The following is a 26,255-nucleotide window of genomic DNA, read 5'->3' on the forward strand; positions in this document are numbered from 1 at the left end:
AGCCCGGGGCCCTCACGGCCCGCCCTCCCCCTCGCTGCAGCCGTGACGCAGGTGCTCGGGGAAGCGGGCGCGCATGGTCGCCAGCACCAGCTCGTCGGCCTCGCTGGCGGAGTCGACCTTGAGCACGCGCTGGGCCAGCGCCTTCATGTCGTCGGTCTTCGACGAGCGGATGATGTGCTTGATGACGGGGATGGCGCTCGGGTGCATCGACAGCTCGGCGACGCCGAGGCCGAGCAGGACCCATGTGTAGCGCGGGTCGGCGGCCATCTCGCCGCACAGGCTGACCGGCACGTTGTTGCGCGCGCCGGCCTCGGCGACCTCCTTGATGAGGCGGAGGATCGCCGGGTGCATCGGCTGGTAGAGGTACGAGACGGCCTCGTTCTCGCGGTCGATCGCCAGCGTGTACTGGATGAGGTCGTTGGTGCCGATGCTGAGGAAATCGACGCGGCTGGCGAAGTGCTCGGCCGTCAGCGCGGCGGCCGGGGTCTCGATCATGACGCCGATGTCGATGTCGTCGGCGTGCGCGACCCCGGCGGTGGCCAGCTGATCGCGGGCCTCCTCGATCGCGTCGAGGCCAGCGCCGAGCTCGTCGACGCCGCCGACCAGCGGCAACATGATCGCCAGCGGCCCGTGCACGCCGGCGCGCAAGAAGCCGCGCAGCTGGGAGAGGAACATGTCGCGCTCGCGCAAGGCGAGCCGCAGCGAGCGCATGCCCATCGCCGGGTTGCGCTCGTCCTCCATCTCGAGGAGCTTGGTCGGCTTGTCGGCGCCGAGGTCGAAGGTGCGAAACACCACCGTGTACGGGGCGCACCGCCGCAGGACGTGCTTCGCCATGCGGTAGTGCTCCTCCTCGCTCGGGAGGGTGTCGCGGTTCATGAACATGTACTCGCTGCGGTAGAGGCCGACGCCCTCGGCGCCGTGGCGCAGGGCGAGGTCGAGCTCCTCCGAGATGGCGATGTTGGCCCGCACGCGCACGTGCAGGCCGTCGATCGAGACCGCCGGGAAGGCGTGCTCCTTGCGGATCTTCTGCTCGAAGGCGAGGTGGCGGTCGCGCTCGGCCTGAAAGTGGGCGACCTCCTCGGGGGTCGGCCGGACGATGATGCGCCCGCGCACCGCGTCGACGACGATGAGGTCGCCGGCGTCGACCGCCGCCAGCACGTCGTCGACGCCGACGACCGCGGGGATCTGCAGCGAGCGCGCCATGATGGCGCTGTGCGAGGTCTTGCCGCCGACGCCGGTCACGAGGCCGGCGACCTGGCAGCGGTGCATGCGGGCAGTGTCGGCGGGGCTCAGGTCCTGGGCGACCACCACCGAACCGGCCGGCGGATCGATCTCATCGCCGTGCTCGCCGAGCAGCGCCTGCAGGACGTTCTCGATCAGGTAGGTGAGGTCGCTGCCGCGCTCGCGGATGTAGTTGTCGTCGGCGTGGCCGAGGACCTCGAGGATCTGGTCGGTGACGGTGGTGAGCGCCCACTCGGCGTTGGCCAGGTCCTCGCGGATCAGCGTCTCGGTGCGCTGGATCAGGTCCGGGTCGCGCAGGATCATCTGCTGCGCCTTCAGGATCTGGCGGTGCTCGCCGTGCGGGAGCTTGCTCTTGACGACCTCGATCTGCTGCCGACACGCGCGCAGGGCCTCGTGCAGGCGCTCGATCTCGGATTCGACCCGGTCGCGGTCGATGTGGGTGTGGAGGACGTGGACGCGCCGACGGTCGACGACATAAGCCGGCCCGATGCCGACCCCGGGGCTGGCGGCGGCGCCGTCGATCTCGCGGCGCAGGCCGACATCGACCTGGCGAAACAGGCCCGAGAAAGCGGCGCTCTCCGCTCCGTCGTTCACAGCTCTCCGAACCCGCTCTTGATCAGCTTGCTCAGGGCGTCGAAGCCCGGCGTGGCGTCGGCACCCTCGACGCGAAGCATGACACGGCTGCCCTGACCGCACGCGAGCATGAGCACGCCGAGGATGCTCTTGGCGTTGACCTCGGTGCCCTCGCGCGCGATCCAGACGTCGGACTTGAACTTGTTGGCGAGGTTCACCAGCTTGCTCGCGGCCCTGGCGTGGAGACCGAGCTTGTTGACGATCTCGAACTCACCCTGCATCTGCTTGCTCATGCGGTGCTCTCCTTGGCGGGCGCGGGCGACGGGACATGGACGGCGAGGGCCCGTCGGGCGGAGTCGGCGCAAGTGCGCGCGAGCTCCTCGGGCGACAGCTCGCTGCGGTCGAGGCTGGCGAGCTTGAGCAGGACGTTGAAGCTGAGCCCGCTGAGCACGACCGGCGGCGCGGTGGCTTCGCGGATCCCGCACGAGCACGGGCTGGCGCCATAGGCGTCGGCGATCATGAGGACGCCGCGGCCGCGGTCCGCTGCCACGAGCGCGGCCTTGAGCCGCGTCTTGAGATCGTCGGTCTCGCCGCGACCGGCGTCGACGGCGATGACGCCCTCGAGGCCCGACTCGCCACACACACCGCGCGCGGCCTCCAGCAAGACGCTGGCGCTGCGACCATGTCCCACGAGGACGATGCCGACCTGCTCAGGCATGGACCGACTCCTTGGCCGCCGCTTCCGGGAGGTCGCGGTGGCGGATGATGAGCTGCGGCGGCGGCCGCGACAGCGGTTCGCCCGCGGACAGCCGTTCAGCGAGGGCTTCCGTCAAAGCCACGGAACGATGCTGCCCGCCCGTACAGCCGAGCGCAACGGTGAGGTAAGAGCGCCCTTCGCGCACGCTGCGCGGGACGACGAAGCGCAGCAGGCCCTCGAGGTGGTCGAGCAGCGCGGTGGCGTCGCCCTGACCGAGCACGAAGGCGGCGACCTCGGCGTCGAGGCCGGTGCGCGGGCGCAGGGCGGCGACGTCGTAGGGGTTGGCGAGGAAGCGGACGTCGAACACGAGGTCGGCGAAGCTCGGCAGGCCGGTCTTGAAGCCGAACGAGGTGAGCACGAGGTGCAGCACCGAGGCCGCGCTGTAGCGGTCGCGGATCATCTGCCGCAGCTCGCGGGCCCGCAGGCCGCCGGTGTCGATGGTGGCGGTGGTGCGGGCCCGCAGCGAGCGCAGGCCCGCGCGCTCGTCGGTGATCGCGTCGGGCAGCTCGCCGAGCGGGTGACGCCGGCGGGTCTCGGCGAAGCGACGCACGAGCACGTCGTCGGGGGCGTCGAGGAACAGGATCTCGACGCGATGCCCGGCCTGGACCAACTGCAGGTGGACGCTGGCGAAGCCGCCGAGGTGGCCGACCTCGCGCGCGTCGATGCCGACGGCGATCCGCCGCGGGGTCTCCTCGGCGGCCAGGACGTCGACGAGCTGCGGCAGGAGCAGCACGGGGATGTTGTCGACGCAGTAGAAGCCGATGTCGGCCAGCGCCGCGAGGGCGGTCGACTTGCCCGCCCCGCTCATGCCCGTGACGACGAGCAGCTCCACGATTACTCGACCTCGGGAGAAGGCACGGCGCCCGAATTGGCGCGCGGCGTGGGCACCGGGACGTCGGCCCCGGGCGAGCGGATGTTGGCGCCGCGGGCGCTGGCGGCGATCCGGGCGTTGATCTTCTCCTGGAACTCGCGCGCCGAGTCGTGGCCGCGGAACTTCAACACCTGGTTGCGAGCGACGACCTCGATCAGCGAGGCGATGTTGCGCCCGGGTCGGAGCGGGATCCTGGCCAGAGGGACATCCACGCCGAGGATCGGCCACACCTGCGGCTCGGTGCCGAGGCGGTCGTAGTCCTCTTCCTGGGCCTCGCTGAGCTCGACGACGACCTCGATCTTCTTGTTGTCGCGCACGGCGGCGACGCCGAACAGGTGGGTGATGTTGAGGATCCCGAGGCCGCGGATCTCCATGTGGTGCTGGTGCATCTCGAGCGCGGCGCCCCACACGGTGTCGGGCGGACGCACCGAGACCTCGACGATGTCGTCGGCGACCAGGCGGTGGCCCTTGAGGATCAGGTCGAGCGCCGCCTCGCTCTTGCCGACGCCGCTGCGACCGATCAGCAGCAGGCCGACGCCGAGCACGTCGATGAGGACGCCGTGGATGGTGGCGCGCGGCGACAGCAGGTCCTCGAGCTTGCGCGTCAGTCGCGAGATGAAGACCGAGCTCATCATCGGGCTGCGCAGCACCGGCACGCCGTGGCGACGGGCGACCTCCATCAGGAAATCGGGCGGGTCGAGGCCGCGGGAGATCGCCAGACAGCACAGCGGCTTGCTGCAGAACGCCTCGAGCCCCGCCCTCGCCTGGTCCGGCGAGCAGCTCAGCAGGTAGTCGATCTCGGTGAGGCCGAGCACCTGGATCCGGTCGGGGAAGACGTGCTTGACGAAGCCCGACAGCGCGAGGCCGGGCTTTTGGATCCGCATGCTGGTGATCTTGCGGTCGAGCTCGCCCCAGTCGGACAGCAAGGTCAACTGGAGCGGTTCGGCGGTGGCGTCGAGGAACTTGCCGACCTCGATCGAGGCATCTCTGCGCATGGTGAGCGCAGTCTAGCAGGGGCCGCCCGGCGGGCGCGAGGGCCCGCGGGGCGCGCCTGCGGGGCCGGTCACGTCGCGGCGATGGCCTCGGCCTCGGCCTCGTTGGGCTCGATGAGGCCGTAGTTGCCGTCTTCGCGCACGTAGACGACGTTGATCTCGCCGGAGCCGGCGTTGGTGAACACATAGAACTGCTTGTGAAGCAGGTTCATCTGCATGATCGCGCCCTCGACGGTCATGCGCTCGGTCGTGAACTCGGTCTGGCGGATGACGACCGGGCGGGAGTCCGGCTTGGCGTGGGCGTGGGCGTGGGCGTGACCGTTGCCGTTCCCGTTGCTGAGGGCGGCGACGGTGGCGGCGGCCTCGGCGGCGGCGTCCTCCTCCTCGACGATCTGGTCGACCATGCTCTCGGCGGCGATGACCCCGAGGCGGACCTTGGCCGAGCGGCCCTCATTGCCCTTATGGTGCTTGATCCGCGCCTTGTAGCGCCGGACCTGCCGCTCCATCTTGGCCAGCGCCATGTCGACCGACGAGTACATGTTCTCGGTCGACTCCTGGGCGTGCAGTTGCAGGCCGTTGCGCAGGGTGACGTCGAACGCGGCGATGTGCATCACCTTGTCGACGGTGAACGTGCAGCTCACCCGCAACGGCTCGGCGAAGTAGCGCTTGATCTTCTCGAGGCGCTCCTCGGCGTAGCCGCGCAGGGCGGTGGAAGACTCCATCTGGCGGAAAACGAAGTGAGTCTGCATCGATCGGGCACCTTCTTGGTGGGTTTGGCTCCGGCCGAAGGCCGGCGTCTTCTGATTGTCTGACCGCAAGGCCAGGAAAGGCCAGGCAAATCGGGCTTAAAAGAGCTTACGGCGTTTCGCGCTGGAGAGCACGCCGAGCTGCTCGCGGTATTTGGCGACCGTCCGCCGGGCGATGTCGATGCCCTCCTCCTGCAAGAGCTCGACGAGCCGCTGATCACTGTACGGATGAGCCTCGTCCTCGAGGTCGATGAGCTTCTTGATGCGCTCCTTGACGGCCTCGCTGGCGAGGTCGTCGCCGGTGGTGCGGCTGATGCCGGCGTTGAAGAAATACTTGAGCTCGAAGATACCCAGCGGGGTGTGCACGTACTTGTTGGTGGTCACCCGCGAGACCGTCGACTCGTGCATCTCGATGTCCTCGGCGACGTCCTTGAGGATCAGCGGCCGCAAGTGCTGCGGGCCGCGCTCGAAGAACTCGCGCTGGAACTTGAGGATGCTCTTCGTGACCTTGATGATGGTGCGCTGGCGCTGCTGGATCGAGCGGATGAGCCACTGCGCCGAGCGCATGCGTTCGTGGATGTACTCTTTGGCCTTGGGGTGCTCGCCCACGGCCTCTTTGTAGAGCCCGCTGATGCGCAGCCGCGGCAGGCCGTCTTCGTTCAGCGTGACCAGGAGCTCCTCGCCGACCTTGATGATGTACACGTCGGGGGTGATGTATTGCGGCTGCTCGACCCCGTAGGCCCGCGCCGGCCGTGGGTCCATGCCCATGATCACTTTGGTCGCCTCGTAGACCTCCTCGAGCGCCTCGCCGGTATCCCGGGCCACCGCCTGGTAGTTGCGGATCTCGAGGTTGTGCAGGTGCTTGGCGATGATCGCCCGCACCAGCGGATCCTCGACCGGGTGCTCGGGGTGGTTGGCCTGCACCCACAAGCACTCGGCGAGGTTGCGCGAGCCGATCGCCACCGGGTCGAGCTGCTGGATCTTGCGCATCAGCGTCTCGACCTTGAGCGTCGACACGCCGAGCTTGCGCGCGATCTGGGTGGCGCTCTCCTGCAAGTAACCCGCGGGCGACAGGCAGCGCACGATGTACTCGGCGACGTCCTCGCCGGTCTCGTCGAAGTTGGAGAGCCGCACCTGCCACATCAGGTGCTCGGCCAGCGTCTCGGCGCGGGTCAGCGTCGCCTCGAGCGAGGGCCCCTCTTCGTCGTCGTTGTTGTTCCTCGTGGCGCCGGTGGCCGACGGCGGCATGTACTCCATAGAGTCGGCGTAGGCGTCCCAGTCGGCGCCTTCCTTGGGCACCTCGTCGGCCTTGACCTCGGGCGCGCTGCGCTCGGGCTCCGCCTGGGCCTGCTCCTGCTGCGGCGCGTCGACCGCGTCCTGCAGCTCGACCGAGCTCACCGGCTCCTCGGCGCTGGTGCCGATCTCGTGCGCCTCCTCGAGCAGCGGGTTCTCCATCAGCTCGCTGCGCACCAGGTCGACGAGCTCGGGACGGGACAGCTGAAGCAGCTTGATGGCCTGCTGGAGCTGCGGCGTCATCACGAGCTGCGTGCTCATCCGCAAGTCTTGGCGCATCTGAAGTGCCATGGTCCCTCGCCTCGCTAAACCAGTAATTTAGCAGAGCGTACACCTGGAACCAACGACAACGAGGCGGGTGCCCCCCGCACCCACCTCAGCGCTCGCATGCGTCGTCGGGCCGCTTGTTCCACGCGGCGCCGCGAATTGCAGCGCAAGACCCGGCGCGATCTCTGGGGCCCCGCTGGGCCCCGACCGGACCGCCGGGCCTCAGGCGCGCTCGCGCTGGTACTGCAAAGAGGCGGCGATGTACGCCGTAAACAACGGGTGCGGCGCCGTGGGCCGGCTCTTGAACTCGGGGTGGAACTGGACGCCGACGAAGAACGGGTGGCGGTCCTGCGACAGCTCGATCATCTCGACGAGGTTGCCGTCAGGGGAGCGACCCGACAGCACGAGCCCGCTGGCCTCGAGCCGCTCGCGGTAGCGGTTGTTGACCTCGTAGCGGTGGCGGTGACGCTCGGAGATCCGGCTGCGACCGTAGATCCGCGCGGCCAGGCTGTCGGGCCCGAGGTCGCAGTCGTAGGCGCCGAGCCGCATGGTCCCGCCCTTGTCGGCGACCTCTTCCTGCTCGGCCATCAGCGCGATCACGGCCCCGTCGAGCGAGGGGTCGAACTCGGTGCTGTGGGCGCCAGGGATACCGGCGACGTGGCGGGCGAACTCGCAGACGGCCATCTGCATGCCGAGGCAGATGCCGAGGTACGGGATCTTGCGCTCGCGGGCGTAGCGGATCGCGGCGATCTTGCCCTCGGTGCCGCGCGAGCCGAACCCGCCCGGGACCAGCACGCCGCCGAGCCCGCCCAGCAGCGCCTCGGCGCCCGAGGCCTGGATCTGCTCGGCGTCGACGTAGACGATGTCGACCGCGGTGTTGCAGGCGAGGCCGCCGTGGACCAGCGCCTCGTGCAGGCTCTTGTAGCTCTCGGCGAGGTCGACGTACTTGCCGACGATGCCGATCGAGACCCGGTGCTGCGGGTGCTCGAGGGTGTCGACGATCCGCCGCCACTCCTCGAGCGGCGGCTCGCGGCTCCAGATGTTGAGCATCTCGCAGATCTTGTCGTCGAGCCCCTCGGCCCGCAGCACCATCGGGACCTTGTAGATGATGTCCTGGTCGGGTAGCGAGATGACGCTGTCGGGGCGCACGTTGGTGAACAGCGCCAGCTTGTCGCGCGTGCCCTTGCTGATCGGCTGCTCGGAGCGACAGACGAGCAGGTCGGGCTGGATGCCGATCTCCCGCATCTTCATCACCGAGTGCTGGGTCGGCTTGGTCTTCAACTCGCCGGCCGTGCGGATGAACGGCAGCAGCGTGAGGTGCACGAACACGGTGTCGCGCGGGTCGAGCGTCAGCCGCAGCTGCCGGATCGCCTCGAGGAACGGGAGGCTCTCGATGTCGCCGACGGTGCCGCCGATCTCGACGATCAGGAGGTCGAGCCCCTCGGCCGCGGCGAGGATGCAGTTGCGGATCTCGTTGGTCACGTGCGGGATGACCTGGACCGTCTGTCCGAGGTACTCGCCGCGCCGCTCCTTGCGGATCACCGACTCGTAGATCTGTCCCGAGGTGTAATTGCTGTGGCGCGACATCCGGTGCGAGACGAAGCGCTCGTAGTGACCCAGATCGAGGTCGGTCTCGGCGCCGTCGTCGGTGACGAACACCTCCCCGTGCTGGGTCGGATTCATCGTTCCGGGGTCGACGTTGAGGTACGGATCGAGCTTCTGCAGGCCGATGTTGAGCCCGCGCGCTTCGAGCAGCGCGCCCATCGATGCCGCGCACAGTCCCTTGCCTAGCGAGGAAACGACGCCGCCCGTAACGAAGATGAACTTGGTGTGCTTCCCGCGACTGCTTGCCACGGGAGGGTGATATGGCAAAAAAGCGCGGCTGGATCCATCGCCGTCGCCGCGTGCCTAGCTCACGCGACGCGCAGAAAAATCGCGAGCCGTCAGCCGCGCCAGCGGGCCGAACGGCGCCACGCCGATGCGTCGGCCTCGCCGCCCGGAGCCGACGCAGACGCACGCGAGAGCGACTCGGCGGCTCGCACGGCGGCGGCGGCGGCGATCGCCCGCGCATCGGCGTCGCTCGGGACGTGCTCGGCGACGAGGTCGGGGTGCTTGTCGATGTAGCGGGTCGAGAAGTCGCCGGCGAGGAAGTCGGGCTCGTCGAGGCAGCGCAGGTGGAAGGCGAGGTTGGTCTCGATGCCGAGGACGACGGTCTCGCGCAGGGCCTCGCGCATGCGGGCCAGCGCGGCGGCGCGGTCGGGGCCCCAGGTGGTGATCTTGGCGATCATCGGGTCGTAGAAGCGCGAGACGACGCTGCCCGAGGCGACGGCGGTGTCGATGCGGAGGTTGGCGCCGACCGGCCAGCGGACCAGGCGCACCTGCCCTGGCGAGGGCAGGAACTTGCGCGGGTCCTCGGCGTAGACGCGGCACTCGACGGCGTGGCCGCGCAGCTCGACGTCGGCCTGGGTGTAGCCGAGCGGCTGGCCGGCGGCGACGCGGATCTGGTCCCACACGAGGTCGCGGCCGCAGGTGGCCTCGGTCACCGGGTGCTCGACCTGCAGCCTCGTGTTCATCTCGAGGAAGTAGAAGCGCGGGCCCTTGGCTGTCTCTTCGAACAGGAACTCGACGGTGCCGGCGCCGGTGTAGTCGACGGCCTTGGCGGCGCGCACGGCCACCTCGCCCATCGCCTGCCGCACCTCGGGCGTCATCTGCGGGCTCGGGCTGGGGCTCTCCTCGATGACCTTCTGGTGGCGCCGCTGGACCGAGCAGTCGCGCTCGTTGAGGTACACGGTCTCGCCGAACTGGTCGGCCATCAGCTGGATCTCGACGTGGCGCGCGTTCAACACGGCGCGCTCCATCAGCATGCGGTCGTCGCCGAACGAGGCCTTGGCCTCGCGCGCGGCGCCCTCGTAGGCCCGCCGCAGCTCGCTGGCCTCGTGCACGATCCGCATGCCCTTGCCGCCGCCGCCCGCCGAGGCCTTGAGCATCACCGGGAAGCCGATCTCGCGCGCCGCGGCCTCGGCTTGCTCGGCGTCGGCGATGTCGTCGAAGCCCGGCACCACCGGCACGCCGGCCTCGCGCATCGCCTTGCGCGCGCCGGCCTTGTCGCCCATCACGTTCATCGCGTGGGCGCTCGGGCCGATGAACACCACGCCGGCCTCCTTGCAGGCCTCGACGAAGTAGGCGCGCTCGCTGAGGAAGCCGTAGCCGGGGTGGATGGCCTCGGCGCCGGTGGCCTTGGCGGCGGCGAGGATCCGCTCGACGCGCAGGTAACTGTCGGCGGCCGGCGCGGCGCCGATGTGCACCGATTCGTCGGCCATGGTGGTGTGGAGGGCGTCGCGGTCGGCGTCGCTGAACACGGCCACGGTGGCGATCCCACGCTCGGCGCAGGTCCGGAACACGCGCAGGGCGATCTCACCGCGGTTGGCGACCAGGATCTTGCGAAAAGGCGGCGTCATGGCGGAACGCCGGATCGGTAGCACAAAACGCCGGACGGCGCGGCCTCACCGGTGCGGGGGCGCGGGCTGCCAGGGACCGAGCGCGCCGGGCTGCTCCAGCGGGATTTCCGGCCCGGCGAGCGCGTCCACGGGGCCGGTCGGACCGGACGCGGCCGGCTTCATGGATTCGTCTTCATGCGCGTCGCCCTGCCCGCCCGCGGCGCTCACCGGGCGCTCGGGCACGCCGATCGGGGTGGCCATGGGCGGCGGCGGCGGGGTCGGCCACAGTGGCGGCGGGGTCTTGTCGACGCAGCCGGTCACCGCAAGGAGCACGAACGGCCCGAACACGGCCACGAGCACCTCTGCGGTGCTGCGGCGCGGGCTCGAGCCGGACGGACGCACAGAGCTCCTCGGGCGGGCTACTCGTCGTCCTCTTCGGTCTCGTTGCCGGTGAGCTCTTCGTCGTCCAGGCCCGTCTCGTCGAGGTCCTCGAGGCCGGCGGCGTCGTCGAGGTCGGGCGCGGGGCCCAGCTCCTCTTCTTCTTCGGCGGCTTCCTCGGTCTCGGTCTCGGTCTCCTCGACGTCGACGTTGTCGTCGCCCTCGGTGGACTCGGGGGCCATGCCGACCTTCTCGAAGTCCGCGGTGAGCTCGGGGATCGTGTCACCCTCTTCCGATTCCTCCTCGCCCTCGATCACGCTGAAGGCCGCGGCCTCGAGGAAGGTGTTGTCGTTGCTGGTGAGCTTGAGCTTCTGGCGCTGCTCTTCGATGTACTCGAGCATGACGCCGTTGATCTGCTCTTGGTAGCGGACCTGGCCGCCCTCGATCTCGCGGAGGGCGGTGACGGCCTGCTTGTTGTCGCAGACGACCTGGGCGGTGCCCTTGCCCTCCAGCAGCGCCCGGGCCCGACGGGCGGCCAGGATCGTGAGGGCGAAGCGGTTGGGGATCAGCTCGAGGCAGTCTTCGACGGTGACGCGGGCCATGGGGGGCGGAGTATGGGGGGAGAGGGGCGAAGGCGCAAGTGCCAGCCGGACGGCCCCCAGGGGCCGTTCACGGCGAACCAGGGCGGGTATGACTCACATCTCGATGAGCAGCTGCTGGCCGCGCTCGCGCAGGTCGAGGGTGTCGCGGACCCAGGCGATGAAGGCAGTCGCGTGCTCGCGGCGGAAGTTGAAGGCCTCGGCCAGGAACAGCAGCGCCTCCATCTCGCCGTCGACGATCTTGTTGTCGGCGAGGGCGGCGCAGACGGCCTGATAGAACAGGAAGATCCGCGCCTCGCGGTGCTGGACCGACCGCGCCACGTTGGAAAGATCGGACGGGTGGGAGAACTCGCGGCGGACCAGGTCGCGCTCCTCGGGGAGCAGCATCATCTGGCCCATCAGCTCTTCGACGAAGTGGCGCTCGCTGTCGGAGACCTGATTGTCGCGGGATGCCATGATCGCCACGGCGCGGGCGACAGCCACCTGCTCCTCGGGGGTGATGAGCTCTGCGATCGGGAAGTCGAGCATCCGCTTACTCCAGTGCGCCCAGGCTAACCCAAGTCCCGAGTCCTGGATAGCCGGCGCGGGCGCGCGTCGGCGGGCCTGAAATCACTGCGCGCCCGGCCGCAAACAGGCGTGCGGACCGCGAGCGGACCGCGCGCCGCGACGGGGCGCGGAGTAGATCTCCCGCGCGGCGCGACCGGGCGCCCACGGCTCTCACTCGGCAGCCTTGAGCCGATCCGGGCGGTGCAGCCAGCGAACGGCGGTCGGCTCGACGGCGCTGTCGCCCTCGGGCGCGCGCAGGTTCAGCCGCTGCAGCTCGCGCGCGTCGAAGTCGGCCGGCAGCGGCGCGACGATGTTGAGGGTGGTGCCGTGCGGCCGGATGCTGACCTGGGCGGCGACCGGCGTGGTGCCGTCGGCGAACTCGAACTCGACGGAGTGCGTGGCGCTGCGCGGCGCGTCGGCCTCGAGCGAGCCGGGCGCGGTCCACCAGATCTGCTGACCGTCGTCGATGGCGCCGAGCAGCAGGCCGCCCTCGCCCGGGTGATCGTGGCCCGGGGCCGGCGCGCCCTCGAGGTCCCAGCCGCTGAGGGTCCGGATCCGCTGGTAGGTCGCGTTCCACTGCCAGTCGGACACCCAGGTCGAGCCGCAGTAGCTCATGTAGTCGGAGTGGGTGCTCGGGTGGCGCAGGCGGATGTCCTGGATGCCGAAGCCCCACACGCCGATGACGCCGTTGTCGTGCGGGTAGGTGCCGTCGTTGCCCTGCGAGTTGCCACCGGGGCACTCGATGTGGCGCCGGCCCTGGGTGTGCCCGATCTCGTGGACGAAGGTGTCCTCGGGGCGGCCGATCATCTGCCCGGCGGCGGCCCGGCGCGTGGCGTCGGATTTGGTCGCGCCGGTGATGTCGGCCGCGAGACCGACGGTGCAGCCGGTGGCGATGCCGCCGCCGCCGCCGATGCACTCGCCGCAGTTGTCGAACAGACCGTAGTAGTAGACGCTGGGGTCGGCGCCCTCGGCGGTGCGCAGCTGGCTCATCTCGCTGACGAGCCGCGACAGGCCCTGGTAGGCGGTCATGTCGAAGGTCACCGGGTACGGCTCGTGGACGGTGAACTCGAGCGACTCGAGCGCGTTCTGCTGGAACAGCGCCTGCTTGAACTTGCCCTCCACGGCGGCGCCGTCGACGGTCGTCTTGCAGCTGCCGAAGTCGTAGGCGACCGGGACGAGCACGACGCGCATGTTGGTGACCGCATCCTCGACGCCGACGAAGGCGGTGCCGGTGTACGGGGCCTGCGGCGGCACGTCACCCTCGGGGCTGTCCTCTTGGCCAGGTGCAGTCTCCCACACGGTGATGCTGTACTTGAGGCCAGGTTGCATGTGCTCGGCCTTGACGCCGAACGAGAAGGTGCTCTTGAGGTCGGAGTCGCGCGAGTCGTTCTCGACCAGCATCGTCGACTTGTAGACCTTGTCGACGCCGCCGCCGGTGAGGTGCAGCTGGGCCTCGAGCTCGCGCGGGACCCAGCCCTCGGGCAGCTTGAAGTAGGCGCGGACCATGGTGTCGCGACGGGCCGGCAGGTAGGCCCCGCGCTCGGCCCCCGGCACGTCGGCGCCGTCCTTGCCGATCGGCACCGCGACGCCGGAGTTCGCCTCGACGCGGTCGATGACGATCCCGCCGCGCGCCAGGAACGGCTCGAAGGCCTCGCCCGTGGTCGGCTCGGCGGTCGTACCGCCCGTCGCGTCGGTGTCGGTGGCGCTCGTACCGTCCGTGCCGACTCCGTCCGTACCTGAGGCACTCAGGTCGATAGAGCACGCGGCGGAGACACAGAGGAGGGGCGCGATGGCGAAGGCAGAGCGCAGCATGTTTCGGAACTTACGTTTTTTTTAGAAGGCTCTCAACTAACAAAACCCCGCCAAACCGGGGAAAGCTGGCGCGGAATATGTGAGTCAGCGCGCGATCGCGCCGTTGACAAGCGCGCGCTCGCAAGCGCAGGTAGGGCCCTCGCCTGGCCGGAACCCGGTCCGAGGCGCGCTGCTTGACAAGTCATCCACGCACGCGGTCGGGCTGGATCTCCAGCCCGGTTCGAAGAGGGAAATCGGTGCGGTGCCTCGACTCACGTCGAGCGCCCAGTCCGATGCGGCTCCCGCCACTGTGAACGGCGACGAGACCGGCGACCCCGCAAGGGGACCACTGCGGCCATGGGCCGTGGGAAGGCGCCGGTCGAGGATGACCCGTAAGCCAGGAGACCTGCCGTGTGCCATGTCCGCCCGCGCCTTTCGGCCGCGGCGGGAGGTCGCGGGAGTTCGACCTCGGGCGCGTCTCGGCGTGGCCCCCGACTCCTGCGATCGCAGCACGGCCCGAGGCCGTGACGGCGCCCCGGCTCTCCGGCCGGGGCCTGGTGAGACGGGAGTTCACTCGCCATCGCAATCGCCCCCTTCATACCGCGCCTCCGCGGCCTCGTCCGCGCCGTGGTCGCCGCGCTCGTCGTGCTCCCGAGCGCCGCCGCGCGTGCGGATCGTGAGGCGCCCCCTGCCCCCGGCGGCGAGCCGAACGTCGACGCCGCGCAGCGTTCGCCGGGCCCTGCGAGCGCCCGGACGGACGGCCGCGAAACGAAGCCCACGTCGGCGCCGCGCCCGGTGAGTCCCCCGAATACCGCGGCGCGCCGCGGCCCCTACCACACCGTCGTGCGCGCCGACCAGGGCGACGGCCTCGACGCCCAGCGGCGCCTCGACGCCCAGCGGCCCGGATTTCACACCGCGATCGAGCTGGCCGCCGAGCGCGGCGCGCGGTCGGCCGACGGCCTGCCGGAGATCCTCGCCCGCAGCGCCGGCGCCACCGTGCGCAGCCTCGGCGGCCTCGGGCAATTCTCGGCGCTGTCGCTGCGCGGCTCGTCGGCCCAGCAGGTGGCGCTGTTCCTCGACGGCGTCCCGCTGTCGGCCGGCAGCGGCGGCGTCGTCAACCTCGCCGATCTGCCGCTCGACGCCCTCGGCGCGGTCACCATCTACCGCGGATTGGTTCCGATCGCCTACGGCGGGGCCGCGCTCGGCGGCGCCGTCGACCTCGGCTCCGACCTGCGCTGCGACCCGGTCCCGCGCCTGCGCGCGGTCGTCGGCGCCGGCTCGTTCGCCGCCCGCGAGGCCCGCGTCGGCGCCAGCGTCCCGCTCGTCGCCAGGTCCAAAGGACATGCCCCAAAGAACATGTCCTCGGCGCCACGTCATTGCCTCGCCGTGCGCGCCGGCTACACCGGGGCGGCCGGCGATTTCCGCTTTCACAACATCGGCGAGACCCCGCTCGACCCGAGCGACGACCGCCTCGATCGCCGCGTCAACAACAGCTACGACCGCGCCCTGACCCAGGTGGCCGTGCACGGCCGCGTCGGCGACCTGCGCTACAGCGTGCAGGAGCTGGTGTTCGTCAAGGATCAGGGCGTGCCCAGCATGGCCACCGGGGCCCAGGCCCGGCGCACCCGGCTCGGCACGGTGTCGGCGCGCACGGTCGCGCGGGTCCGGCGGACCTGGTCCCGAGGACATGTCGAGGGCGTGTTCGGCGTGCTCGCCGAGCAGGTCCGCTTCCGCGATCCGCTCGGCGAGATCGGCCTCGCGCGCGACGACCAGCGCACGCGCGCGCTCGACCTCTACGCCTCGCCGCGCGGCCGCGTCGGCGTGTGGCGCGGCGCCGAGATCGGCCTCGTCGCCGACGTGCGCGGCGAGCTGATCCGCGTCGACGAGCGCGCCGCCTCGACCGGCCCGCTCGGCGCCACCGGCGACGCCGATCGCCGCCGCGTCGCCGGCGGCCTCGGGCTCGAGCTCGACCAGCGCCTGCTCGCCGGCCGCCTGCAGCTCGCGCCCGCGGTGCGGCTCGACGTCCTCCGCAGCGCCTTCGCGGTGCCGCCCGGCCAGGGCGAGCAGAGCGACGAGGGCCGCGATCACACCAGCCTCGGCGTCTCGCCGCGGCTCGGCATGCGTCTGTCTCTTCGGCCAGGTCTCAGCCTGCGCGCCAGCGCCGGCCGCTACTTCCGCCCGCCGACCCTGGTCGAGCTGTTCGGCGATCGCGGCTACGCCGTCGGCAACGAGGGCCTGCGGCCCGAGCGCGGCACCGGCCTCGACGCCGGCCTGGTCGTCAGCACCGCGCCGGCGCGCACCAGCCTCTACGCCCACGCGGCCGGGTTCGTCACCTGGTCCGAGGATCTGATCGCGTGGACCCAGACCGGCCCGTACCTGCGGCCGACCAACCTCGATCGCGCCCGCGTCGCCGGCCTCGAGACCGCGGCCGCGCTGCGTCTCCTGGGCGGCGACCTCGAGCTGCGCGGCAACTACACCCTGCTGGCCACCCGCAACGGCAGCGCCGAGGCGTCGATGCACGGCCAGCCCCTGCCCGGCCGCCCGCGCCACGAGCTGTTCGTGCAGCTCGCCGCCGGCCACGCCTACGACCTGCGCGGCCGCGAGTTCTTGCCTCGCCTCGGCGTCACCGTCGAGCACGCCGCGCGCACCTTCCTCGATCCCAGCGGTCGCTTCGAGGTCCCGGCGCGCACCCTCGTCGGCGCCTTCCTCGAGCTGCACCTGCTCGCGCGGGTCCACCTCGCCCTCGAGGTCCGCAACGTGCTCGGCGCGCGCGTCGCTACCTGGCGGCCGCCGGTCGCCGGGAGCCCGGCGGTGACCGTCCCGCTCAGCGATTTCTTCTTCTTCCCCCTGCCCGGCACCAGCCTCTGGACCACCCTGCGCGTCGACCTTCAGCCGCCGCGCCGCCCGCGAACCACCGAGAGACCTTCATGATCCGCCGCTTCGCCCTCCTCAGCACCGCCCTCGCCCTCGCCGCCTGCAACCCCTCCAGCGGCAGCACCGACACCGACACCGGCACCGGCACCGAGACCGACGGACCTGGCACGACGGACATGTCCCCCACGACAGGTGAGGCGCCGGTCGTGGTCGAGCTCGACGCCCCCTGCGACTTCGGTCCCGACGGCGCCACCGAGCTCGCGCTCGTGACCAACGACTTCGTCGCCCCCGCCGGGCTCGGCCGCGTCGACACCGGCGAGCGCCAGATCCTCGCCGACCTCCTGCCGGCCACCACCGACACCGCCCTCGGCGCGACCGGCGAGTGGCTCGTCATGGTCCACCGCTTCGGCCACAACCGCATCGACGTGGTCGACCGCGGCGCATGGCTGCTGCGCGGCTCGGTCGACGTCACCCACAGCGCCGCCGACGACCCCAACCCGCAGGGCGTCACCTTCGCCGCCGACGGCCTCGCCTACGTGCCGCTGTTCGCCGCGCCGGCGGTCCAGATCTACGACTTCTCGGTCGCCGAGTCGTCGGCCTGGCTGCAGGGCGAGATCGATCTCTCGCCGTTCGCCGACGCTGACGGCAGCCCCGAGGCCGGACTCGCGCTCGCGTGCGGCGGCGTGCTGTTCGTCGGCATCCAGCGCCTCGTCGACTTCGCGCCCGTCGACAGCAGCTACCTCGTCGCCGTCGACCTCGCGGCGCGGGCCCTGCTCGACCTCGACGTCGCCACGGCAGGCACCCAGGGCATCGAGCTGCTCGGCGCCTACCCCAAGCAGGTCCGCCGCGATCCGGCCGACGCCGCCGGCCACACCGCGCTGGTCCTGACCTCCGGCGTCGAGCGCGTCGACCTGTCCCGAGGGACATCCGAGTGGGCGGTCGCCCCCGAAGTCCTGGCGGAGGCCAGCATCGACGGCTTCGACCCGCAGGCGTTCGTCGTCGCCCCCGACGGCGCCTCGATCTTCCTCACTGCCACCGACGGTGACTATCCGGCCGCGGCCGTGTTCCAGGTCGGCCTCGATGGCGGCGAGCCGACCGCCCCGGTCAAGGTCGTCGCTGGCCTCAACTCCGGCGACAGGATGCTCGAGAGAATCGGCGGCACGCTGTGGATCGGCGACGCCAACGGGGCGGCGCCGCGGCTCCGCCTCTACGACGTCGCCGCCGCCGTCGAGGTCGAGGTCGACGGCCTGACGACCAAGGCCGCCCCGTGGACCTTCATCCCCCTGCCCTGAGAGACAGGTCCTCATGAACATGTCCGTTCGCACCTGTGCTCTCGTGGTGGTCGGTCTCGGCTGCGAATTTGCCGGCCCACTGCCCGGCGACGGCCCGCCGGCCACCGACGCGCCGACGCCGATCGCCGGCTGGCCGCGCGAGGTCGGCGCCTGCGTCGGCGACTCGGCCGCGCCGACGCGGCTGCTCGTGACCACCACCGACTTCGCCACCGGCGGGGTCAGCACGGTCGCGCTGGCGGGCTTCACCGCGCTGGCCGACGTCGCGCTCGGCAGCACCGACGCCAAGCCGTTCTTCTTCGACGGCACCGCCTATGTGCTGCACCGCTACGGCCTCGACGCCCTCGACGTGCTCGACCCCGACGACGGCTTCCGCCTGCTGGCGCAGCGGGCGATCGTCGCCGGGGACCCCGAGGTCGTCAGCGCCAACCCGCACGCGCTGGTGGTCGGTCCCGACGGCCGCGGCTACGTCTCGCTGTTCGGCGCGCCCGAGGTGCAGGTGTGGGACCTGGCCGATGGGACAGCTCCGAGGTTGACCGGGCGCATCGACCTCTCGCCGCTGGCCGACGCCGATGGCAACCCCGAGGCCTCCGAGGTCCTGCTGTGCGGCGGCGTGCTGTTCCTCGCCGTCGACCGCGTCGACCAGGACGCCGGCCTGGTGCCGAACGAGCCGCGGGCCCGCCTCGCGGCCGTCGACCTCGCCAGCGGCGCCGTGCACGACCTCGACCCCGCGACGCCCGGCGCCCAGGGCCTGGCGCTGCTCGGCGGGTGGGCCCGGCAATTTCGCCTCGACCCTGCCGACCCGACCGGACGCACCGCGCTGGTCCTCACCACCGGCCTCGAGCGCGTCGACCTGTCCTCGGGGACATCCGCGTGGGCGGTCGCCGATGCCCGCCTGCAGGCCGCCGGCCTGACCGACTACCGCCTGCCGCAGGCGTTCGCGCTCGGTCCGGGCGGGACCGACGTCTATCTGGCCGCCTACCGCGTCGACTTCAGCGAGGTCGCGCTGTTCCGCGCCGCGCTGGACCGCGACGAGCCGCTCGTCGAGCTCGCGTCCGGCATGCAGTCGGTCGAGCAGAGCCTCGAGGTCATCGGCGACATCCTCTACTTCGGCGACCGCGCCCACGGGGCCTCGGGCCTGCGCGCGTGGGACCTGCGCCAGAGCCCGCCCGCGCCGCTGCCGGGCGCCCCGCTCGCGCTCGGCCTCGCCCCCTACGCCGCCGTGGCGATCCCCTGAGCTCATGCCCGCCCACGATCCGCCCCCGTCCTCGCTCGCGCCCGGCGCCCCCGAACCGGGCGAAAATGGGTCGAAATGCCGCGCGCGCGGCCGTAGACTGCCCGCGGTGCTGCGCGGCCTGCCTGTCCTTTTCGCCCTGTCTGCATGTACAGGTGCGCCCGCGCCCGCGCCCGAGACCGGCGATGCGCCCGCGCACCGGATCGTCTCGCAGACGATCCTCTCCGACGAGGTGCTGTGGGCGCTCGGTCCCGCGGCCCAGGCCCGCGTCGTCGGCGTCAGCGCGCTCGCCGACGACCCCCGCTACTCCGGCGTCGCCGGCGTATGGCCGCCCGCGACCCCGCGCCGCGCCCTCACCTCCGAGGGCCTGCTCGCGCTCGCCCCCGACCTGGCCGTGATCGCCAGCTTCACCTCGCCCGAAGTGCGCGAGCTGCTGACGAGCCACGGCGTGCGCCTGCTCGAGTTCACCCGCTTCACCGGCTTCGCCGACTACCGCTCCCACGTGCGCCAACTCGCCGCCGCGGTCGAGGACCCGGCCGCGGGCGAGCGCCTGATCGCCGACCTCGACGGCCGCCTGGCCCGCCTGGCCGCGCGTCGGCCGGCGATCCGGCTGGCGGCGGTCAGCTGGGGCGACGGCCACGCCGCGGCCGCCGGCACCAGCTTCGACGACGTCGCCGAGGCAGCTGGCCTTTCGAACATGGCTAAAGAGAAAGGTCTCGAAGGACATGTCCCTGTGGCCCTGGAGCTGATGGTCTCGTGGGACCCGCCGGTGATCGTCACCGGCTGCCCGGCGCCCGAGCCCGACGACCCGGCCTGCCGCGCCGCCGAGGCGGCCGTAGCCGCGCTGCCGGGCGTGCGCGCGACCGCGGCGGCGCGGGGCGGGCGGATCTTCGCGGTGCCCGCACGCGCGCTCGCCAGCACCGGCGAGGGCATGGCGCGCGCCGCCGAGATCTTGCAAGACCGCCTGCGCGCGGAGCCGCCGTGAACCGCACCACCTGGCTGGCCGCGGCCGCGATCCCGCTCGCGCTGCTGCTGTCTCTCGGGACAGGTCCGGGCGAGATCGGCCTCGCCGAGGCGCTCGCCACCATCGGTCGCCGGCTCGCCGGCGACGAGCTCGATCTGCGCGGCGCGATCGTGTGGGATCTGCGGCTGCCGCGGGCGCTGCTCGCCGGCCTCGTCGGCGCCGCCCTGGCGGCCGCGGGCGCGCTGTGCCAGGGCCTGTTCCGCAACCCGATGGCCGATCCGGGGGTGCTCGGCGTCAGCTCCGGGGCCGCGCTGTTCGCCGTCGTCGGCCTGCTGTTGGGCTTCGACCGCGCCGGGTTGTGGGCGATCCCGGTCGTCGCGGCGATCGGCGCGGCCGCGGCCATGGGGCTCCTGCTCGCGGCCGCCGGGCGACAGGCCAGCCTCGCCGTCCTGCTGCTCGCCGGCGTCGCGCTCGGGGCCCTGTGCTCGGCGCTGATCACCGTGTGTCAGGCGCTCGCCTCGCATCAGTGGGACTTCGGGCTCAAGGTCATCTACTGGCTGATGGGCAGCTTCGAAGGCCGCAGTTGGCCCCACCTGTCGTGGGCCGTGCCCCCCTGCGGGCTCGGGCTCGCGCTGGCACTATGGCTGCGTCGCGACCTCGACGCGCTCCACCTCGGCAGCGACGCCGCGGCCTCGCTCGGTGTCGACCTCGCGCGCCTGCGCCTGCTCGTGGTCGTCGCTGTCGGCCTCCTCGTCGGCGCCGCGACCGCGCTGACCGGCGTACTGGCGTTCGTCGGGCTCGTCGCCCCGCACGTCGCTCGCATGTCCTCGGGGCCAGGTCATCGACGTCTCGTCCCGCTCGCCGCGCTCGTCGGCGCGAGCGCGACCATCCTCGTCGACGCCGTCGCTCGCTCGGCCAGCGGGGTCGTGATCCCTCCCGGAGTGATCACCAGCCTGGTCGGCGCGCCTTTCTTTCTGTGGCTGCTCCGGCGTCGCGGCCTGCGCGGACTCGCTGGCTGAGCGCGACGCTTGCACATGCATCGTCGTCACGTGTCCGCGCGTCGTTCGGACGAACGCGGTCAACTGACCGCACCGCTGCACGCGCACGCCGATCCGTGTGACTTTGTCTGAGCCAGAGCATGCGTTCCTGCGCTGCGCATCAGCGGCGTGGTGACAGCGCGGCATTACGCGTGCGGCCCATAGACCACGGCGCTGATGTGCGCGACGTCGAAGTCGCTCCACATACAACATCTTGGGTTCACGCGCGGAGCGCTGTCCACAACTAGTGCCCTGCAGCAAACTCGAAGCGCGGACACGTGCGAACGACTGTCACATTCTCACGCCGGTCGCTCGTGCACATGCACGCGAGTGACGCGGCTGCACGCTCGCGCGCGGGCAGAATCCGGGACGTCCGCACTGGACGGACCACCGCTTTCGGTTTCTTCTTGTCGGCCTGATGAGCCCCGGCGCGGAAGACCTCAGCGAGCTCAGCGGAGACGAAGGAAGGTAGCGGAATGAGATTGGTGCACCTGACAGCTCTGGCCTGCGCCGTCGCCGTCGTCACTGACGGCTTCGACGACGGCGCCAGCGCGGAAGCGGCCCACGATGTCCGGTTCGACGACCGCTACGACCTCGACGGCGACCTGAACACAGCCGGCCGGACCGGCCCGAGCAGCCTGGACGAAGTTCTGCGGGCGCCCGTTCGCGCCCTCGCGCCCGTGACACCTGCGCCCGTCGAGCCCGCGCTCGATGAGCCCGCGCAGGTCGCCGCCGACCGCGCACAGGTCGAGCAGTTCCTCCCCCACCAGTGCGTGCACGGCGTCGACGAGCAGCGCCCGCGGCTGACGCGGAACGAGCAAAAACGGACCTACGACGTGCTCGCGCACGTCGTCAAGCGGCTCAAGGCCAGCGACGATTTCCTCAAGCTGCTCCAGCTGGTCGCCTCGCGCGAATCGAGCCTGCAGCAAGGGCTCGTGCACCGCCTGTCACCTGACCTCGAGGCCAGCCAACAGGCGTGGCGCAAGACCGCCAAGCTCTACGAGGGCAACCCGCACCACGCCGAGCACGAGCACTGGCAGACCTACGGCCTGTTCGGCATGAACTCCAACTACTTCACCCAGGTGTGGGACAACCAGGCCGACCCCCGCGTCCTGTGCGACGCGATCGTCGACATCCTCGTCTATCGCCGCGCCGTCGCCCGCGTCATCCGCAAGGCGGGCACCGCCATCGAGTGCACCGACGCCGCCGGCCGGACCTATCAGCACACCACCCGCGCCACCTGGGAGAGCGTGCACCGGGCCGTCAGCGGCGGGAAGATGTGCCCGAGCAAGAGCGAGAACGTCGCCGCGATCATGGGCAAGTACTTCCGCGGACGCGCGGCCAAGTTCGGGCTCGACCCTGACAAGCCCGTCACCCTCAAGATGTTGGGCGTGGAGCCGGCCAAGGGCCTCGACGGCGCCGCCTGGGCCGACCAGGAGGCGATCGTCATGGGCCTGTGGGCCGAGCTCGAGGCCGAGTGGGCCGAGCACCCGCCGGACGAGCCCGAGCCGGTGAAGATCGCCCGCACCGGCGTCTGATCGGCGCCCGCGCACCCGGACCGGCATCGGACCCGGCCCCCGGGCCCGGCGCCCTGGCCACCGGAACGGCGCTCCTCGCCGACCCGGCCGGGGCCTCGTTCGCGGTCGCGCGCCGTCCCCGCTGGCGAAGCCGCGGCGGCCCCGCTATCTTGTGCCTGTGCTCGCTCGTACGCTGCACCTTAACTTATTCGTGTGGACTGCGGCCGTCGCCGCGGCGGGATGTGACCCTTCGGACAGCTCGGGTCAGTCACCGCCGCCGAAGTCGCCTGGACCTGCGCTGGCCGCCCCTGAAGGCGGCGGCCAGCTGTGCGGCGACGACATCACGCTCGACCTGCGCCGCTCGCTGGTGCTGAGCGAGTTCACGGTGGTGGAGCCGTTCACCTTCACCCGCGTGATGTCGCAGATCCTGGCCACGAGCCCCGCGCCGGCCGTCACGCCGACGCAGCTCTACCAGCGCTGGTGGGACTACTTCAACGCCAAGCCCGGCGTCCACCCTGACGCCTTCCACTGCGACGACGAGCTCGTCGACGGCTCACCGGCGATGGGCGCCTTCCCCCACGCCTGCCCGCGCCCCGAGGGTCGGCTCGCCGACACCGATCCGTTCAGCGACCCGCAGAACAACTTCGACGGCTACATCCCGCTCGGCGTGTTCAACCGCTTCGACCTCGCCCCGCTCGACGGCAGCAACTGCGGCGAGTACCGCATCGTCTTCGCCAAGCAGTCGGGCTTGTTCGACACCAACGATCGCAACCTCATCATCTTCGAGGCCACCCTGCCCAACCCGAACCCGAGCTGCGGCATCGAGGGTTGCCGGCCGATCGCGCAGTTCTGGGCCGACCTCAGCGAGATCGACGACATCACCGAGATCCGTGACCGCGTCGAGGACTTCTACTTCGTCGACGCCGCCGGCGCCGGGCCCGTCGTGCACGCCGACAACTACGGCACCAAGGGCGGCCAGATCCGCACCAACATGTTCATGAACGGGCCGAACGCCTGGCAGCTGCGCCAGTTCGAGTTCGTGCACGACTGCGGCGGCTCCGCCTGCATCCGTCCGGTCCTGCTCAAGGACAACCCGTTCCCCGAGCTCTTCCAGGACGACTCGCCGTGGCTCGGCGCCGAGGCGTTCCAGGAGTGGTTCGTGCGGCAGGTGCCCAACCTCGAGAAGGCCGGCAGCAACCTGTTCTTCACCACCGACGTCGGCACCTTCGCCTCCGGCGCCAGCAACTCCGAGGGCGAGTTCGACAACTACCGCATCCAGTCCGGCATCAGCGGCTCGTTCCGCAGCAAGATCCAGGACGCGATCACCCTGCCCGGCCTCACCGCCGACCAGATCATCAACCGCGCGCTCGCGCTGTCGTGCGCCGGCTGCCACGAGCACAACAACTTCGGCGACAACCTCGACTTCGGCGACGGCCTGCCGTGGGAGCCGAGCCTCGGGTTCGTCCACATCAGCGAGGAGTTCACCGCCGAGGGTCCGTTCGGCACCCGCTTCCCGCTGTCCGACGCGGTCCGCTTCGTGTTCTTGCCGCACCGCGGCGAGGTCCTGCAGAACTTCCTCGCCGAGACCGCCTGCGAGCCGTGCACCGACAAGGGCGTCAAGCAGTTCGGCCCGCCCGACCCGAGCAAGTTCTTGCCCGACGGCTTCGACAGCGTCGAGGGCATGACGATCGGCGGCCCGCGCAGCGGCCACTGAGCCGCTTCACTCCGCCAGCCGCCTTCGCGCGCGAGCCGATCGCCGCGCGCCTCGAGTCGCTCTCCACTCGAGAGCGACGCGAGCAGCCTCGCGCGAACCGGCCGCCCGCACCGGGGCGCGTGCCCACGCGCTCGACGCACGCGATCGTCCGTCCCGGCCTCTCGCTCCTCGCGGATGCGCCTCCGCGATCTTGCATGCACGCGCGCTGACTCGCTCGCGCGTGCGACGTGCTGACGCGACCGTCATCTTTCGCTCCCGCCCGCCTCGCTCGTTGCGCACGCACGCTGCGGATTCGCGGCCACCGCCTGCCGGAGCGGACCGGAGCCGCGCGTCCGCGTCCGCGTGACGCGACCTGGCCGGGTGGGACCTGCGTGATAGACTGCGCCGCCGGAGGACCCGCAGTGGTCAACGCTTACATCTCAGGGACTGGTTCCTACGTGCCGCCGCGGGTCGTCAGCAACGACGCTCTCATCCACGAGTTCGGCGTCGACACCACGCACGAGTGGATCGTCCAGCGCACCGGCATCGAGGCGCGCCGGTTCGCCGAGGCCGGGGTGGGCACCGCCGACATGGCCGCCGAGGCTGCTCGCGCCGCGCTCGCCGACGCCGGGCTCGCCGCCCACGACCTCGACCTCATCATCGTCGCCACCCTCTCGCCCGAGCACGCCTTCCCCGGCAGCGGCGTCTACTTGCAGCGCAAGCTCGGCCTGTGCGAGGGCGACGACGCCAAGTTCGTGCCCGCGCTCGACGTCCGCAACCAGTGCTCGGGCTTCCTCTACGGCCTCTCGACCGCGGTCGCCCACGTGCGCGCCGGCATGGCGAAGCACGTGCTCCTGGTCGGCGCCGAGACCCACTCCGCCGCGCTCGACCTCTCGCCCGAGGGCCGCTCCGTCTCCTCGCTGTTCGGCGACGGCGCCGGCGCCGTCATCGTCTCGGCCACCGACGACGACCGCGGCGTGCGGGGCGTCTACCTCGGCGCCGACGGCCGCTTCGCCGAGGTCCTGTGCCAGAAGATCTGGGACATCCGCCAGCGCCCGTTCGTCGCCAAGAACCCCGACCGCAGCGGCACCGTCCCGCCGGAGATGTTGTGGGCCAGCATGGACGGCAAGGTCGTGTTCAAGCACGCCGTCGGCGCCATGATCGGCTCGCTGATGCGCGCCTGCTCGTCGCTCTCGCTCGACCTGCAGGACATCGACCTCTTCTTTTTTCACCAGGCCAACCTGCGCATCAACCAGTTCATCGCCCAGCAGCTGCAGATCCCCGAAGAGAAGGTCCCCCACAACATCGAGCGCTACGGCAACACGACCGCGGCCACCATTCCGCTGCTGCTGGCGGAGAGCGCGCGAGACGGGCGCCTTGTGCGCGGTAAGAAGGTCGCGATGGTCGCGTTTGGCAGCGGATTCACGTGGGGCGCCGCTATCGCTGACTGGTGAGCCCCTCCACACCTCCTTCCCCTGGCATCGATCAGGGTAGGAGCGTGGTACGCCGCGCCGCATCGCTCCTCGTCCTCGCCGTTCTCGGGTGTGCCCCGTCGACGACGACGCAGGCGCCGTCGGAGCCGCCCACGGTCCGCACCGACACCGACACCGAGCCCGTGCGGGCCCAGCCGCGCCGACCCCCGCCCGCGTTCGTCCAGGCCCTCGCCGAGCTCGAGCGCAACCCCAACCTCTGCCTCCGCCTCGTCGGCCCGCGCGCGGAGCCTGTCCGAAAAGCCTTGTTGCGAGCCTCCCGCGGCCGCATCGACGAGGCCCGGATCGTCGCCGAGACCGAGCCGGTCGAGCCGGTCGCCCGCAGCGTCGAATACCGCTTCTTCGTCCAGCCCCCCGCCGAGTCCGGCGGCGTCGGCCTGCACACGATCCACGCCTACATGCCGCAGTGACCGCATGTCCGCCGAGACATGTCCAATCGGGCATGCCTCTGCGGACATGACTTTTAAAAAGAAGCATGTCCCCGGGGACAGGCGCGAGGACGGCGCGACGAAGCCTGAGACCTCGCCGGCTGGCTCCTCGCTAGCCTCCGAGCGCCCGCCTCGCCTTCGCGCCCTGTTCCTCGCTGGCCTCCGAGCGCCCGCCTCGCCTTCGCGCCCTGTGCCTCGCTGGCCTCCGAGCGCCCGCCTCGCCCTCGCGCCCTGTTC

The 26,255-nt window shown here is 71.3% G+C and carries 22 protein-coding genes and 1 riboswitch; of the genes, 9 read left to right on the forward strand and 13 right to left on the reverse strand.

Going from position 1 to position 26,255, the window contains the following annotated elements; genetic code table 11:
• Window positions 1–12: 12 nt before the first annotated feature.
• The 13 genes from ptsP to POL25_RS01015 form a co-directional block, all read right to left on the reverse strand.
• On the reverse strand, window positions 13–1,836 hold the full coding sequence (gene ptsP, locus POL25_RS00955; RefSeq protein ID WP_272083796.1) for a phosphoenolpyruvate--protein phosphotransferase: 1,824 nt from the start codon (window positions 1,834–1,836) through the stop codon (window positions 13–15).
• Window positions 1,833–2,108 (reverse strand): HPr family phosphocarrier protein, encoded by a 276-nt coding sequence (locus POL25_RS00960; protein ID WP_272083797.1) that lies wholly within the window; start codon window positions 2,106–2,108, stop codon window positions 1,833–1,835. Before POL25_RS00960 ends, ptsP begins: the two co-directional genes overlap by 4 nt.
• Complete coding sequence (locus tag POL25_RS00965; protein ID WP_272083798.1) at window positions 2,105–2,533, reverse strand: PTS sugar transporter subunit IIA; 429 nt, start codon at window positions 2,531–2,533, stop codon at window positions 2,105–2,107. The genes POL25_RS00960 and POL25_RS00965 overlap by 4 nt, the downstream gene beginning before the upstream one ends.
• A complete protein-coding gene (gene rapZ / locus POL25_RS00970; protein WP_272083799.1) occupies window positions 2,526–3,404 on the reverse strand; it encodes an RNase adapter RapZ in 879 nt (292 codons plus the stop codon). The genes POL25_RS00965 and rapZ overlap by 8 nt, the downstream gene beginning before the upstream one ends.
• A gap of 2 nt (window positions 3,405–3,406) precedes the next feature.
• Window positions 3,407–4,438 carry an HPr(Ser) kinase/phosphatase gene (gene hprK, locus POL25_RS00975; RefSeq protein WP_272083801.1) on the reverse strand — a complete coding sequence of 344 codons (1,032 nt, stop codon included), beginning with the start codon at window positions 4,436–4,438 and terminating at the stop codon, window positions 3,407–3,409.
• A 68-nt stretch (window positions 4,439–4,506) separates the two neighbouring features.
• Window positions 4,507–5,184: a ribosome hibernation-promoting factor, HPF/YfiA family gene (gene hpf / locus POL25_RS00980; protein WP_272083803.1), complete on the reverse strand. Its 678-nt coding sequence runs from the start codon at window positions 5,182–5,184 to the stop codon at window positions 4,507–4,509.
• Window positions 5,185–5,280: 96 nt separating this feature from the next.
• Window positions 5,281–6,765, reverse strand: coding sequence for an RNA polymerase factor sigma-54 (gene rpoN / locus POL25_RS00985; protein ID WP_272083804.1), 1,485 nt, complete (start codon window positions 6,763–6,765; stop codon window positions 5,281–5,283).
• A 198-nt stretch (window positions 6,766–6,963) separates the two neighbouring features.
• Window positions 6,964–8,595 (reverse strand): CTP synthase, encoded by a 1,632-nt coding sequence (gene pyrG, locus POL25_RS00990; RefSeq protein ID WP_272083806.1) that lies wholly within the window; start codon window positions 8,593–8,595, stop codon window positions 6,964–6,966.
• An 89-nt stretch (window positions 8,596–8,684) separates the two neighbouring features.
• Window positions 8,685–10,199 carry an acetyl-CoA carboxylase biotin carboxylase subunit gene (locus POL25_RS00995; RefSeq protein ID WP_272083807.1) on the reverse strand — a complete coding sequence of 505 codons (1,515 nt, stop codon included), beginning with the start codon at window positions 10,197–10,199 and terminating at the stop codon, window positions 8,685–8,687.
• 45 nt (window positions 10,200–10,244) lie between these two features.
• Window positions 10,245–10,526 carry a hypothetical protein gene (locus POL25_RS01000; protein ID WP_272083809.1) on the reverse strand — a complete coding sequence of 94 codons (282 nt, stop codon included), beginning with the start codon at window positions 10,524–10,526 and terminating at the stop codon, window positions 10,245–10,247.
• Window positions 10,527–10,597: 71 nt separating this feature from the next.
• On the reverse strand, window positions 10,598–11,158 hold the full coding sequence (gene rpoZ / locus POL25_RS43215) for a DNA-directed RNA polymerase subunit omega (protein ID WP_276593658.1): 561 nt from the start codon (window positions 11,156–11,158) through the stop codon (window positions 10,598–10,600).
• Between the two features lie 93 nt (window positions 11,159–11,251).
• Complete coding sequence (locus tag POL25_RS01010; protein ID WP_224194965.1) at window positions 11,252–11,683, reverse strand: tellurite resistance TerB family protein; 432 nt, start codon at window positions 11,681–11,683, stop codon at window positions 11,252–11,254.
• 189 nt (window positions 11,684–11,872) lie between these two features.
• Window positions 11,873–13,513, reverse strand: a complete 1,641-nt coding sequence (locus POL25_RS01015; RefSeq protein WP_272083810.1) for a hypothetical protein — start codon at window positions 13,511–13,513, stop codon at window positions 11,873–11,875.
• Window positions 13,514–13,690: 177 nt separating this feature from the next.
• Window positions 13,691–13,920, forward strand: a riboswitch (cobalamin riboswitch).
• A gap of 415 nt (window positions 13,921–14,335) precedes the next feature.
• Between POL25_RS01015 and POL25_RS01020 the strand changes: the two genes are divergently transcribed.
• From POL25_RS01020 to POL25_RS01060, 9 genes are all read left to right on the forward strand, one after another.
• Complete coding sequence (locus tag POL25_RS01020; protein WP_272083811.1) at window positions 14,336–16,423, forward strand: TonB-dependent receptor plug domain-containing protein; 2,088 nt, start codon at window positions 14,336–14,338, stop codon at window positions 16,421–16,423.
• A complete protein-coding gene (locus POL25_RS01025) occupies window positions 16,420–17,658 on the forward strand; it encodes a hypothetical protein (RefSeq protein ID WP_272083813.1) in 1,239 nt (412 codons plus the stop codon). The genes POL25_RS01020 and POL25_RS01025 overlap by 4 nt, the downstream gene beginning before the upstream one ends.
• Before the next feature lie 19 nt (window positions 17,659–17,677).
• Window positions 17,678–18,892, forward strand: a complete 1,215-nt coding sequence (locus POL25_RS01030; protein WP_272083815.1) for a hypothetical protein — start codon at window positions 17,678–17,680, stop codon at window positions 18,890–18,892.
• Between the two features lie 106 nt (window positions 18,893–18,998).
• Window positions 18,999–19,874: an ABC transporter substrate-binding protein gene (locus tag POL25_RS01035; RefSeq protein ID WP_272083817.1), complete on the forward strand. Its 876-nt coding sequence runs from the start codon at window positions 18,999–19,001 to the stop codon at window positions 19,872–19,874.
• Window positions 19,871–20,872, forward strand: a complete 1,002-nt coding sequence (locus POL25_RS01040) for a FecCD family ABC transporter permease (protein WP_272083818.1) — start codon at window positions 19,871–19,873, stop codon at window positions 20,870–20,872. The genes POL25_RS01035 and POL25_RS01040 overlap by 4 nt, the downstream gene beginning before the upstream one ends.
• A 503-nt stretch (window positions 20,873–21,375) precedes the next feature.
• Window positions 21,376–22,428 (forward strand): hypothetical protein, encoded by a 1,053-nt coding sequence (locus tag POL25_RS01045; protein ID WP_272083819.1) that lies wholly within the window; start codon window positions 21,376–21,378, stop codon window positions 22,426–22,428.
• A gap of 157 nt (window positions 22,429–22,585) precedes the next feature.
• Complete coding sequence (locus POL25_RS01050) at window positions 22,586–24,121, forward strand: hypothetical protein (RefSeq protein ID WP_272083820.1); 1,536 nt, start codon at window positions 22,586–22,588, stop codon at window positions 24,119–24,121.
• 401 nt (window positions 24,122–24,522) lie between these two features.
• Window positions 24,523–25,554, forward strand: coding sequence for a 3-oxoacyl-ACP synthase III family protein (locus POL25_RS01055; RefSeq protein WP_272083822.1), 1,032 nt, complete (start codon window positions 24,523–24,525; stop codon window positions 25,552–25,554).
• 44 nt (window positions 25,555–25,598) lie between these two features.
• Entirely contained in the window at window positions 25,599–26,000 is a 402-nt protein-coding gene (locus tag POL25_RS01060; RefSeq protein ID WP_272083824.1) for a hypothetical protein, read from the forward strand.
• The last annotated feature ends 255 nt before the right edge of the window (window positions 26,001–26,255 follow it).

The organism is Nannocystis bainbridge (genome assembly GCF_028368995.1).
Classification (GTDB): Bacteria; Myxococcota_A; Polyangia; order Nannocystales; family Nannocystaceae; genus Nannocystis; species Nannocystis bainbridge.

Excerpts from the sequence above, each read along its gene's own strand:
- POL25_RS00960 (WP_272083797.1), bottom strand. The coding sequence starts at position 2,108 with ATGAGCAAGCAGATGCAGGGTGAGTTCGAGATCGTCAACAAGCTCGGT.
- POL25_RS00965 (WP_272083798.1), bottom strand. The coding sequence starts at position 2,533 with ATGCCTGAGCAGGTCGGCATCGTCCTCGTGGGACATGGTCGCAGCGCC.
- hprK (WP_272083801.1), bottom strand. The coding sequence starts at position 4,438 with ATGCGCAGAGATGCCTCGATCGAGGTCGGCAAGTTCCTCGACGCCACC.
- hpf (WP_272083803.1), bottom strand. The coding sequence starts at position 5,184 with ATGCAGACTCACTTCGTTTTCCGCCAGATGGAGTCTTCCACCGCCCTG.
- rpoN (WP_272083804.1), bottom strand. The coding sequence starts at position 6,765 with ATGGCACTTCAGATGCGCCAAGACTTGCGGATGAGCACGCAGCTCGTG.
- POL25_RS00995 (WP_272083807.1), bottom strand. The coding sequence starts at position 10,199 with ATGACGCCGCCTTTTCGCAAGATCCTGGTCGCCAACCGCGGTGAGATC.
- rpoZ (WP_276593658.1), bottom strand. The coding sequence starts at position 11,158 with ATGGCCCGCGTCACCGTCGAAGACTGCCTCGAGCTGATCCCCAACCGC.
- POL25_RS01010 (WP_224194965.1), bottom strand. The coding sequence starts at position 11,683 with ATGCTCGACTTCCCGATCGCAGAGCTCATCACCCCCGAGGAGCAGGTG.
- POL25_RS01015 (WP_272083810.1), bottom strand. The coding sequence starts at position 13,513 with ATGCTGCGCTCTGCCTTCGCCATCGCGCCCCTCCTCTGTGTCTCCGCC.
- POL25_RS01025 (WP_272083813.1), top strand. The coding sequence starts at position 16,420 with ATGATCCGCCGCTTCGCCCTCCTCAGCACCGCCCTCGCCCTCGCCGCC.
- POL25_RS01030 (WP_272083815.1), top strand. The coding sequence starts at position 17,678 with ATGTCCGTTCGCACCTGTGCTCTCGTGGTGGTCGGTCTCGGCTGCGAA.